A 9,675-nucleotide genomic window follows, 5' to 3' on the forward strand; every position below is an offset into this window, starting at 1 on the left:
CCTTGCTTCTGGCCCTGCTCGGTTCGCTGGTCGCCATGGGGGTCATCGTGCGCCGGCTTGAGAACAACGGCTGAAGTGGTGCGCGTGAACGTTGCATTCCTGCTGGCAGGTCTGACGGCGCTGGTGTGGCCGGGGCTTTCTCTCGCCCAGGCGCTTCGCGTAGGAGTGAGCGGTTCTCCCCCTTTCCTGATGAAGGATGGCGTCGCCTTGGAGGGGATCAGTGTTCAGATCTGGGATGCAACGGCCGATCGTCTGAACCGCACCTACGAGCTGATCCAGTTCCCAACAACGGAAGCCAATATCGACGCCGTGGTGAATGGAAAGGTGGATCTGGCGATCGGACCGATCAGCATCACCCCCGATCGTCTGGCCAACCCCAAGATCGACTTCACCCAGCCGTATTTCCACGGCACTGAAGACCTGCTGCTGCCCTTGCGAGCACCGGGTCTCTTCGCGCGGCTTCGTCCCTTTTTCGGTTGGGCTGCCTTGTCCTCAGCCGGAGGCTTGACGCTGCTGTTGTTTGTGGTGGGCAATCTGATCTGGTTGGCGGAACGCCGGCGGAATGCAGCTCAATTCCCCCGGCACTACCTGAAAGGTGTGGGCAATGGCATGTGGTTTGCTCTGGTCACGCTCACCACCGTTGGCTATGGCGATCGGGCCCCGCTGTCCAAAACCGGTCGCACCATTGCAGGGGTCTGGATGGTGATGTCGCTTCTGGCGCTGTCATCGATCACGGCGGGCCTGGCCTCAGCCTTCACGGTGTCGTTGACGCGCCTTGACCCCACAGGCATTCGCGAAAGCGCTGATCTGCGGGGCAAATCCGTTGCCGTAGTGGATGGCACGACCAGCGAAACCTGGGCGAAGATCTACGGCGCTCGGGCGAAGACGGCCCCAACACTGAATGCAGCCATTGCCCTGCTCGGCAATGGTGCTGTGGAGGGGGTGATTTTTGATGGTTCGCCTCTGCGCTACTACCTCCAGAACAACCCTGAGGCGCCGTTCAAGATTGCTCCTTTCAGCCTGGCCAATCAGACCTACGGCTTTGTTCTGCCCGTCGACAGTCCCTTGCGCACGCCCATCGATGTGGTGTTGCTCGATCTGCAGCGCAAGGGTGAGGTGAAAACGATCACGGACGCGTTGTTGCAATGAACTGGATCGCTTCGAAGCCGCGATTAGTGCAGGGTTCCGTGCCTGCGTAAACCATCCTCGATCAAGAAGGTGGCGAGGCTGCTGCAGCTGCGCCCTTCGGCGAGTGCCTGCTGCTTGAGGCGATTCATCACACCGGCAGGAAGGGTGACATTGACCCGTTCGGATTCAGCGGCTTCGGCAACCTGTCCAGCGCTGATCTCCTGATGTTCAGACTGCAGCTGATCCTGGAGTTCGCGGAGCAGATCCTGGAGAAATGACACGTTCTTGTATCGAATGCGTTACGCAATCGTAACGCGAAGCCGCTTGATTGGCTGGCGTTATTCTGTTGCCGCTCTCTCGGGACCTGTATGGACACCCTGACCCTCAATCTGGAACCCGGTCAGGATCTTCACCAATCCCTCCATCTACTCGCCTCCGATCAGCAGCTCAGCGGATTTGTTCTCGGTGTGGTCGGCGATCTTTCTCAGGCCTGCTTTCAGTGCCCTGGTCAGCCCCAACCAACGAGGATGCAAGGCGTTCTTGAAGTGATCACGCTGAATGGCACGGTGTCACCCCAAGGTGTGCACCTCCATCTCAGCCTTTCCGATGGTGCCTGTCAGGTTTGGGGCGGGCATCTCGAAGCAGGAACCACCGTTCATAAGGGTGTACAGCTGCTGCTCGGGCTGGATGCAGCAACAGCACAAACCGCTCCAACCTCCCAGGAACGGGTTGAGCTCGCGGTTCTTCCGGGCTGTCCCTTTTGCCACCGTGCACGCCAGCTGCTTGAGCGGCAGGGAATTCCCCACACCATCATCTCTGTCGAGTCCGACAGCGTTTTTGAAGCCTGCCAGAAGCGCAGCGGCCTCCGGGTGTTCCCCCAGATATTCGTTGATGGGGACTACTTCGGCGATTACACCGCTCTCAATCAGCTGGATCAGAGTGGCCAGATTGAGTCTCTGCGATGACTGAGACGACTGACACCGATCTGTGGTCGCACAAGCCATGGTGGTGTCAGCCATGGACAATTGTTCTCACCGGCCTGCTCGTGGTGGCTGGTAGTTGGTTGGTGCTTCACCGGCTCTGGATTACAGGCCCAGTGGCGTTGGCCGTGGCGTGCTGGTGGTGGTTGTTTCTCGTGATTGCACCTTCCGCCTATCGCAATCAGTCGCGCTGAGCGGCGCGAAAGCGTTGCTTCTCCTCGAGTAATTCAGTTTCCAACTGTTCAATCAGTTGGGTCACGAGGGCCTGAAATTCAGGCTGGCATCCGCGGAATGCCGCCTTGTGCCGGATCGGTTCATTGCGCGTGCGCAGATCGGTCAGCATCAGCTGAAGAGCATCGATTCTGGCGTTGCTGTTCAAGACGTCACGTCGTGCGCGAGGCGAGGTTATGACATCGGGTGCCGCAGATCAGAATCGCAGGGTTGTTTTCATGAACACACCAAGCTGGCTTAGGGATGTGCCCTGGGGGGTATCCGCTCCCAAGGGTCGGCTGAGGTAAAACAGCGCGGGCGTCACGCTGATCGCATCAGAAATCTGCACCGATATCCAGCCCTCCATGGCGTAACCGGCGTCGTCAGGTGTGGCTCCTCCCTTCAATGCGGTCGCAAAGATCGGCTGGCCCACAGCCATCCCCATGGACGTGTCCTCCCACAGCCAATCGCTCCACTGCAAAGCCACCGTCCATGACTGGGAGATCGACACCAGTCCGTCGCTGTTCACGCTCTGGCGGTAGCGCGTGCTGTTCCACCCCCACCCGGCACTGATCGAAGGGACCCATCCGTTCCCATCCGGTTGCCAGTACCCGCTCAGTGCCGTGCCTGTGGTGATGCCGGGTTGGTTGAAGCTGCGCAAGGTAAAAGGGCTTGCGTAATCAATGATGTTGAACCCGTTTTGGATGGTCGCCAGCGCTGCGGCGATTCCCCACGTCTCGGCGGCGTAGCCCACCTGTGCGGTAGCGCTGCTGCCTGCATCCACCCCGATCATTCCCGATCCGGAAAACCCGTTCTCACCGTTCCCGGCGATGTAATTCAGGCTGACGCTCAGCGGTCCTCGCTCCCACATCACACCACCACCGGCGCCGAGATTGCTGCTGTAGGCCCCTGAAGCACCGGCCTGAGTGAACAGATCCAGCACGGTGTCGTCGGGGTAGACACTGGGCCACATCGCCAACATCACGCTTTGGTTCACCCGGCTACCGACGGTGAAGGTCCAGTTCTCACCCACTGGGAACTGATACCAGGCGCGATTGACGCCGAGGCGGTTTGGGAAGGGTCCTTGCTGAAACGCCACCTCCAATTCCGAGAGTTGGCTTGGTCCGCCGCCACCGAATGCATTTCGGTCTGAATCGAGATCGCCAGCTCTCAAGCGGAGATTGAGCAGATCCTTGCCCGTGAAGCTCGTGCGCAGGATCAGCTTCTCGTCGTAGCCAACGATCGATCCACCGAAGCGGCTGCGAAGGTCGTTGTTCAGCGTGTCGGAGGAGCCGGAGAAGGCATTACCTCCGATGATGAATGTGGTGACGCCCTTCAAACGCGTTGTTGGAGAGAACGCTGTTGCCTCCAGGCTCTCGACGGACGCACTGAGCTGATTCACCCGGTCGCGACGCAGCTGAATCAGTTCATGGCTGAGTTCACTGAGCAATCTCCTTACTGCTTCGTGTGCCGATTCCTGAAGTTGCCAACAGTCCTCCAGCAGCGCGGCTGCCTGGAAGCGATCGAGTGTTTGCTCAGGAGCGATCTCCGTTCTGCAGCCGGCGTCCTTGAGCAGCTGCTCGAGAGAGGGGGGCACAGGTACAGATGCACGTGCCGCACTGAAACGTTCCGAGCGAGCCGCGCTGGTGTGCAACACACTGAGAAGGCCAAGGAGCGCCAGCGGCATCAAGGGTTTCATGACCGCTTGGCTCTGAATCGCAAGGATTATGCCGGCAAGACCTGACGGTAACCACCGGATTCCAAAACCCTCAAAGGCGTTTGGAACAGCTCCGACAGCACGCGATCGTTGAGAACCTCTGTGGGTGCGCCATCCACAACGACACCTCCTTGGCGCATCCCCACCACACGGGAGATCTCAGGAATGATCGCGTCGATCTGGTGGGTGATCAGAATCACCGTGGTGCCCGCCCTGCAGAGCTGTCTGAGCTGCGCCAGCAACCCGTGCTTCGCGCGCAGGTCGAGGGCATTGGTCGGTTCATCAAGCACCAACACCTGTGGTTGATGCACCATGGCCCTTGCAATCAGCACGCTGCGTTTCTGTCCATCGGAAAGACGGCCGAATCGGCAGGTGGCCAGGTCTGAGAGGTTGAATTGCTCCAGAGCGTCAGAGGATTGCTGAATGTGCTCGGCGCTGGGATCGAGCCCGCGTCTGAGTCCGATGGCGCCGTAGAAAGCGGAGAGCAGCAGCTCGCGGCAAGGGATTCCGTCGGGGATGCGCTGCTGCAGTTCCGTATCCACCACACCCAAACGCTCACGTAACGACCAGAGATTGATGCGTTCCTCTCCGAAGAGCCGCAGGTGGGACTGCGGTTGCACCACCGGATGAAGGCAGCGGCTGATGAGCTTGACGAGCGTGCTTTTACCGGCTCCGTTGGGTCCAAGAATGGCTGTGGATTCGCCTACCCAGAGCCGCAGGGACAAGTCTTCGACTATGCGTTGACCTCCGGCCCAAGCCTCGATGGCTTGAAGGTCCAGCCAAGGTGGGTCGTGCCGGCTTGCGTGCTGAAGGGCCATGGGGTGATTGTGGCTGCTGAGCCGATGGGATCTCGATGACCAGCCGTTGCAGCCGATGCGGATCCACCAGTTTCCGCGCCGATCGTTCCCTCGGCGGTCGTCTCGTTTGCTCCCATTGCGGGACGCCCGTCGATCAACGCGGGGGAAGGGTGCGCAGAGCTGCGGTGACCTCGGGCAAGAAGGGTCTGGCTTTCTGGTTGGTGGTTGCAGCGATCGCCTTGCTGCTGGTGATTGTGATTCAGTCGCTCTAAGCGATCACGTCGAGTTCGGCCGTGATGCGTGTCAACGTCGGCGCCAGCGGACGGGTTTGCTTCAGTTTTGGGCTGAGGATTCGGCCAGACCGCAGTTCCGCTGCCGTAGCCAGAACCATGTCCTGGCCTTCATTCAGTACAAGCTGGTCAAGATCACGCTGAAGCTCGCCAACGAACACGTGGGCTGTGTGCACGGCGGTGATGTGGCTGAGCCACGGCCTGAGCTTGTCAGGGCACCAGCCGATTTCTTCCTCGAGCTCCCGGCGCAGTGCTTCCTCAGGGGACTCTCCGGGTTCGAGATGACCGCCGAAGAGTCCCCAGCATCCCGGTGCTGCGATGCCATCGATGTCATCGCGAAGTTGCAGCAACCAGCGATCACGCCTCCGCAACATGGCCAGCGCAACAGCGAATGGCATCGAACGCTCAGAAGATCCCCAGGGTCTTCTTCTTGCAGTAGCCAGCACCGATGTTCATCCAGCCAGAGCGGCAGGCATTGCCATTGGTGGGAGCAACCTCGTAGTAAATGGGTGATACGCAGGTGCTGCCCAGGGTGTTCACGTAACCCAGAGGGCATTGGTCGTGACCAGGAGCCTTGGGAATTTCCTTCTGAGCCAAGGCAGAAGGGGTGAGCATGAAGGGGGTGACCATCGCGGTCAGCCAGAGCAACCGTCGCATGACGCAATAGGCTTCATTCAGACTTGTAAGTTAACAGAGAATTTGCACTTCAATCGTTCCTCTAGAAACTCAATTGATGCCGCCTCGCGTGCAGGTGCCCGCCGCGGCTGTCAAGAAGGGACTCACGCTCGCGGTAGCGATCCATTACGGTGAATCCTTTGATCCTTAGGAACAATGATTCCAGACCCCTACGAACTGTTCGATATCGACAGGGGTTCAGACAAGTTTTTTCTGATCGGAACAACATGGATTGTTCTTTTCTTGTTTCTTCTTTGAGCGATGCTTTTTCGATAGTTTGAGTGAAAATTTTTAAAATTATAGCCAATCTCTCGAAACTCACCTGATTATGTGAAGAACGATTCAAGGCTGAGATCGTGGCGTCGCAATAACGCAAAGGTTGTTCCTGCATTCCCTCTGCAAATGCGCAGCGTTTCATTCAGGGCTGTGATGTCAAGCCAGGCTGGAAACGCCTGATTCACTGTTTTCATCAAGGCCAGGCGGCCTCCTCCTGGCAATCCAGGACCGACCCAGCCCCCTTTGCGGAAACAAACCGAAACGCGGGTGGCACTGGCGATCGAGAGGTCTGCTTCCACTGTGATCGCCGCCAGACGTGCAAGCGGACCGTTGAACCTCAGCACGTTCATGCCTCGGCTGCGTTGTGGGTCGAGGATCTGCAGATTGTCCAACCATGGTGCTTGCTTCAGCCAGGGTTGGCTGGCGCTGCTCCAGCGCAAATCCCAGACTCCGCTGAGTTGTGCGCTCTGCTGATTGAGGTTCACCTCAGAAGCAGCTTCTGCTCCCTTGATCAACTCCGGGATGGACGGGTCATTGGGATGGTCTTGAAGCAACCGGATCAGTGTCTCCATCGGTTCAGATCAGCTCCGGGTGCTTGGGATCCCCTTTGAATGGCCCTTCAACAGCTGATGTGATCCACCCACCGTAAAAACCTCCTGGCTGTGGAATCACCGGTTCAGCATTCACCCAGCATCCCTGCATCAAACCCGGATACAGCGCGAACCATCCAGCGATGGCCTGAAACGATGGTGTGGGCGATGGATACCGCCACACTGCGCGATGAATTCTGCCCTTGGCTGTCACCACATCGAAGTACTCCGCCACCCCTTTCCATTCGCAGAAACTTCGTCCTGCTGCGGGGGACAACAAGGCCCTGGCGATCCCCGTCGGCGGCAAGTAGTAAGTGGGAGGGTGAAAGGTCTCGAGCACGCGTTGGCATCCCTTGCCATCGAAGAGCACCTCACCGCCAACGTTGATCAGAACGTGATCGTCGCTGGGCTCCAGTCGTGGTGGCCTGGGGTAGTCGGCGACCCTTTCCGGTGCCATGGCGCGCTGATCGTCTGCTCTGATGATGGCGTTGAAACCCCTGCACTGCAGTGATGCAACCCGTCGACCCCCATCAGCCGGTGGTGATCCTTGGTGGATTTCTGATCACTGAGGAGGCGTATCAGCCGATGGCTGACGCCATCAGGCAATCCGGCGTGGCGGATGTGGTGGTCGTTCCGGTGAGTCGCCTCGACTGGCTCCTGACCAGCTGGGGATTTGGCTGGCGGCGCGTGCTCGACCGTGTGGCAGCAGCGGTTGAGCAGCAACAGACCCTGTCCACAAGTGGGCGGGTCACGTTGGTCGGCCACAGCTCCGGGGGTGTCATGTTGCGCCTCTATCTCAGTGATGACGCCTTCCAGGGTCGCCGTTATGGCGGCTCTGATCGCTGCAACCGCCTGGTCACGCTCGGTAGTCCCCATCAGGCCATCCGCGCCACCTCCCTGCGCGCCATGGTGGATCGCCGCTACCCGGGTTGCCATCAAGCCGGAGTGGACTACGTGGCTGTTGCCGGCGAGCTGGATCTCAGTGCTGCCATGGCCTCAGCGTTCAGTCGGCGCAGTGCCGGCGGCAGCTACAAGAGCATCGTCGGGGATGCTGCAGTGACAGGAGATGGCCTCGTGCCGGTCTGTTCGGCTCTGTTGAAGGATGCGCGTCATCTCGTGCTGAACGCCACCGCCCATGGTGGGCTGTTCGGTGCGCCCTGGTACGGAAGCCCTGAGCGCGTTCAGTCCTGGTGGCGGTTCGCTCAGGGTTGACGTTGCATCAGATCACCGCTTCCGGCCTTGGCTTCGGCAATCGGCCATCAATGCGCCAGTAGCCGAACCAGTCAGGCGTCAGATCCGTCTCCGCTGCATTGGGCACGAACTCCAAGCTGATCCGCCATCCGCTGATGCCGTCGATCGGCAAACAATCATCGACGTCGCCAACTGAGTCGATCCCATGCAGATCATCCTTGTGAACTTGCAGGGATGCCTTCAACCATCGGGCTTTGGCCCGGGCCTTGGCGGCCTGCTGAGATCTGGCCACCACCAGGCCGAATTGATGCTGTTCTTGAAGCGAGTTCCGCGCATAACCGCCGAGATTCACGAACCACAAGCGATCCACTGGGCCGGACTGATCACGCTTTGAGGGCTCTACCTGGGCCATGGCTGACGGAACCATGTGAATTGCAAAGCCATCCACATGGGTGATGGCCTTGTAGCTATCCACATGCAGTCCCTTCTGCAAGCCGAACCATTCGCGTTTCAGCGCTGGAATGGTGTCTTCAATGCAGGTCCCCACCACCCAGCGCACATCGTGGAGTTCCACGTGGCATGTCGCCGTGCGTCCTCCGAGGACGACAAGAAACAGGGTCGGTTGATGGCTCATGACGAGAGGGCAAAGCCTCCCACCAGGCCGCAAATCAGAACGACCCGCCAGGCCGGTTGCTTCCAACCCACCAGAAGCACGAAGGCCACCAACGCCAGACTGAAATCGGCACTGGTCTTGATGCCGGCGAGCCAAACCGGTTGAAACAGAGCTGCCAGCAGCACGCCTACCACTGCAGCGTTGATGCCCTTCAGGGCGCGTCGCATCGCTTGCAGTGTGCCGAGGTCGCTCCAGAACGGCAAAACGCCTCCGATCAATAAAAAAGCCGGAAGAAACAGGGCCAGAAGCGCGATCAGCGCGCCGCCGATGCCCTGCAACCCGCCGCGCAGATCAAAGCCGAGAAAGGCGGCAAAGCTAAACATGGGCCCGGGGACAGCCTGAGCTGCTCCATAGCCGGCCAGAAACTGATCAAGGCTGATCCACCCAGGAGGAACCAGGGACTGCTCCAGCAGGGGCAATACGACATGCCCTCCACCGAACACCAGAGAGCCGGCTTGAAGAAACCCTGCCACTTGCTGGATCGCCACCGGTCGTGCCTCCGCTGTGAGCCAGGGCAGGGCGATCAGCAAACCCACCAGCACCAGCAGCAGAAGAATCGACACGCTTCGGCGTACGGGGACAGTGAGTCGTTCGTGGCCCAAGGCGCGATCGTCGGGTGGAGACAGCAAGGTCAGCCCTGCGACCGCGCCGATCAGCAAGGCGAGAAGCTGAACCCAGGCCAGAGGCACCAGCAACACCAACACAGCTGCAAAAGCCATCAGGCTGGCGCGGCCCCGATCCGGTGCCAGCTTTCGCTGCATGCCGAGCACGGCCTGCGCCACCACGGCAACGGCGGCCACTTTCAAGCCCTGAATCCAACCTCCTGCCAGCCACTCCGGATTGGCTGACAGCACAGCCGACGCCAGCAGCAGCAGGATCGCCGATGGAAACGTGAATCCGATCCAGGCTGCCAAGGCGCCCGGCCACCCTGCGCGCAGTAAGCCAATGCCCATCCCAACCTGGGAGCTGGCGGGGCCAGGCAGAAACTGGCAGAGGGCCACAAGGTCTGCGTAGGCCGCGTCGGTGAGCCACTGCTCCCGTTGCACGAAATGCTCTCGGAAATAGCCGAGGTGGGCCACTGGACCCCCGAACGAGGTGCATCCGAGCAGCAGAAACTGGCGGAACACTTCAAGCACGCGCGCCATGGC

The 9,675-nt window shown here is 59.8% G+C and carries 15 protein-coding genes; 5 read left to right on the forward strand and 10 right to left on the reverse strand.

Annotation, left to right across the window (positions count from 1 at the left end; all coding sequences use genetic code 11):
- The first annotated feature begins 75 nt into the window (after positions 1 to 75).
- Entirely contained in the window at positions 76 to 1,149 is a 1,074-nt protein-coding gene (locus SynBMKMC1_RS06685; RefSeq protein WP_186473360.1) for a transporter substrate-binding domain-containing protein, read from the forward strand.
- A 23-nt stretch (positions 1,150 to 1,172) separates the two neighbouring features.
- Here the strand turns inward: SynBMKMC1_RS06685 and SynBMKMC1_RS06690 are convergent, their stop codons facing one another.
- Positions 1,173 to 1,409, reverse strand: coding sequence for a CopG family transcriptional regulator (locus tag SynBMKMC1_RS06690; protein ID WP_011933082.1), 237 nt, complete (start codon positions 1,407 to 1,409; stop codon positions 1,173 to 1,175).
- A gap of 87 nt (positions 1,410 to 1,496) precedes the next feature.
- On the opposite strand from SynBMKMC1_RS06690, the gene SynBMKMC1_RS06695 reads away from it, so the two are divergent.
- Together SynBMKMC1_RS06695 and SynBMKMC1_RS06700 are read left to right on the forward strand one after the other, a co-directional pair.
- Positions 1,497 to 2,093, forward strand: a complete 597-nt coding sequence (locus SynBMKMC1_RS06695) for a PCC domain-containing protein (RefSeq protein WP_186473162.1) — start codon at positions 1,497 to 1,499, stop codon at positions 2,091 to 2,093.
- Entirely contained in the window at positions 2,090 to 2,302 is a 213-nt protein-coding gene (locus tag SynBMKMC1_RS06700; RefSeq protein ID WP_011933084.1) for a DUF6737 family protein, read from the forward strand. Before SynBMKMC1_RS06695 ends, SynBMKMC1_RS06700 begins: the two co-directional genes overlap by 4 nt.
- Here SynBMKMC1_RS06700 and SynBMKMC1_RS06705 read toward each other — a convergent pair.
- The 3 genes from SynBMKMC1_RS06705 to SynBMKMC1_RS06715 are packed head-to-tail and all read right to left on the reverse strand — an operon-like array spanning position 2,290 to position 4,853.
- Positions 2,290 to 2,487: a hypothetical protein gene (locus SynBMKMC1_RS06705; protein WP_041428482.1), complete on the reverse strand. Its 198-nt coding sequence runs from the start codon at positions 2,485 to 2,487 to the stop codon at positions 2,290 to 2,292. The two genes, SynBMKMC1_RS06700 and SynBMKMC1_RS06705, sit on opposite strands and share 13 nt — an antisense overlap.
- A 48-nt stretch (positions 2,488 to 2,535) precedes the next feature.
- Positions 2,536 to 4,005, reverse strand: a complete 1,470-nt coding sequence (locus tag SynBMKMC1_RS06710) for an iron uptake porin (protein WP_186473163.1) — start codon at positions 4,003 to 4,005, stop codon at positions 2,536 to 2,538.
- Positions 4,006 to 4,043: 38 nt separating this feature from the next.
- Positions 4,044 to 4,853, reverse strand: coding sequence for an ABC transporter ATP-binding protein (locus SynBMKMC1_RS06715; protein WP_186473164.1), 810 nt, complete (start codon positions 4,851 to 4,853; stop codon positions 4,044 to 4,046).
- Positions 4,854 to 4,888: 35 nt separating this feature from the next.
- Between SynBMKMC1_RS06715 and SynBMKMC1_RS06720 the strand changes: the two genes are divergently transcribed.
- A complete protein-coding gene (locus tag SynBMKMC1_RS06720; protein WP_186473165.1) occupies positions 4,889 to 5,104 on the forward strand; it encodes a transcriptional regulator in 216 nt (71 codons plus the stop codon).
- Here the strand turns inward: SynBMKMC1_RS06720 and SynBMKMC1_RS06725 are convergent.
- The 4 genes from SynBMKMC1_RS06725 to SynBMKMC1_RS06740 form a co-directional block, all read right to left on the reverse strand.
- Positions 5,101 to 5,520, reverse strand: coding sequence for an NUDIX domain-containing protein (locus SynBMKMC1_RS06725; protein ID WP_186473166.1), 420 nt, complete (start codon positions 5,518 to 5,520; stop codon positions 5,101 to 5,103). The genes SynBMKMC1_RS06720 and SynBMKMC1_RS06725 overlap by 4 nt on opposite strands.
- Before the next feature lie 7 nt (positions 5,521 to 5,527).
- Positions 5,528 to 5,779, reverse strand: a complete 252-nt coding sequence (locus tag SynBMKMC1_RS06730) for a hypothetical protein (RefSeq protein ID WP_186473167.1) — start codon at positions 5,777 to 5,779, stop codon at positions 5,528 to 5,530.
- A 344-nt stretch (positions 5,780 to 6,123) separates the two neighbouring features.
- Positions 6,124 to 6,645, reverse strand: a complete 522-nt coding sequence (locus SynBMKMC1_RS06735; RefSeq protein WP_186473168.1) for a PAP/fibrillin family protein — start codon at positions 6,643 to 6,645, stop codon at positions 6,124 to 6,126.
- Between the two features lie 4 nt (positions 6,646 to 6,649).
- Positions 6,650 to 7,120, reverse strand: a complete 471-nt coding sequence (locus SynBMKMC1_RS06740) for a DUF427 domain-containing protein (protein ID WP_186473169.1) — start codon at positions 7,118 to 7,120, stop codon at positions 6,650 to 6,652.
- A gap of 53 nt (positions 7,121 to 7,173) precedes the next feature.
- On the opposite strand from SynBMKMC1_RS06740, the gene SynBMKMC1_RS06745 reads away from it, so the two are divergent.
- Entirely contained in the window at positions 7,174 to 7,875 is a 702-nt protein-coding gene (locus SynBMKMC1_RS06745) for a triacylglycerol lipase (protein ID WP_186473170.1), read from the forward strand.
- Between the two features lie 7 nt (positions 7,876 to 7,882).
- Here SynBMKMC1_RS06745 and SynBMKMC1_RS06750 read toward each other — a convergent pair whose 3' ends face one another.
- Positions 7,883 to 8,488 (reverse strand): DUF1543 domain-containing protein, encoded by a 606-nt coding sequence (locus SynBMKMC1_RS06750; RefSeq protein WP_186473171.1) that lies wholly within the window; start codon positions 8,486 to 8,488, stop codon positions 7,883 to 7,885.
- Entirely contained in the window at positions 8,485 to 9,672 is a 1,188-nt protein-coding gene (chrA, locus tag SynBMKMC1_RS06755) for a chromate efflux transporter (protein WP_186473172.1), read from the reverse strand. Before chrA ends, SynBMKMC1_RS06750 begins: the two co-directional genes overlap by 4 nt.
- Positions 9,673 to 9,675 lie beyond the last annotated feature (3 nt).

Origin of the sequence: Synechococcus sp. BMK-MC-1, from assembly GCF_014279955.1 — a bacterium.
In the GTDB taxonomy this organism is placed as follows: Bacteria; Cyanobacteriota; Cyanobacteriia; order PCC-6307; family Cyanobiaceae; genus Synechococcus_C.

What these genes read in the sequence shown, in the direction of transcription:
- SynBMKMC1_RS06730 (WP_186473167.1), bottom strand. Translation starts at nt 5,779, where the DNA reads ATGCGACGGTTGCTCTGGCTGACCGCGATGGTCACCCCCTTCATGCTC.
- SynBMKMC1_RS06700 (WP_011933084.1), top strand. Translation starts at nt 2,090, where the DNA reads ATGACTGAGACGACTGACACCGATCTGTGGTCGCACAAGCCATGGTGG.
- SynBMKMC1_RS06710 (WP_186473163.1), bottom strand. Translation starts at nt 4,005, where the DNA reads ATGCCGCTGGCGCTCCTTGGCCTTCTCAGTGTGTTGCACACCAGCGCG.
- SynBMKMC1_RS06745 (WP_186473170.1), top strand. Translation starts at nt 7,174, where the DNA reads ATGCAACCCGTCGACCCCCATCAGCCGGTGGTGATCCTTGGTGGATTT.
- SynBMKMC1_RS06695 (WP_186473162.1), top strand. Translation starts at nt 1,497, where the DNA reads ATGGACACCCTGACCCTCAATCTGGAACCCGGTCAGGATCTTCACCAA.
- SynBMKMC1_RS06740 (WP_186473169.1), bottom strand. Translation starts at nt 7,120, where the DNA reads ATGGCACCGGAAAGGGTCGCCGACTACCCCAGGCCACCACGACTGGAG.
- SynBMKMC1_RS06750 (WP_186473171.1), bottom strand. Translation starts at nt 8,488, where the DNA reads ATGAGCCATCAACCGACCCTGTTTCTTGTCGTCCTCGGAGGACGCACG.
- SynBMKMC1_RS06735 (WP_186473168.1), bottom strand. Translation starts at nt 6,645, where the DNA reads ATGGAGACACTGATCCGGTTGCTTCAAGACCATCCCAATGACCCGTCC.
- SynBMKMC1_RS06720 (WP_186473165.1), top strand. Translation starts at nt 4,889, where the DNA reads ATGACCAGCCGTTGCAGCCGATGCGGATCCACCAGTTTCCGCGCCGAT.
- SynBMKMC1_RS06715 (WP_186473164.1), bottom strand. Translation starts at nt 4,853, where the DNA reads ATGGCCCTTCAGCACGCAAGCCGGCACGACCCACCTTGGCTGGACCTT.
- SynBMKMC1_RS06725 (WP_186473166.1), bottom strand. Translation starts at nt 5,520, where the DNA reads ATGCCATTCGCTGTTGCGCTGGCCATGTTGCGGAGGCGTGATCGCTGG.
- chrA (WP_186473172.1), bottom strand. Translation starts at nt 9,672, where the DNA reads ATGGCGCGCGTGCTTGAAGTGTTCCGCCAGTTTCTGCTGCTCGGATGC.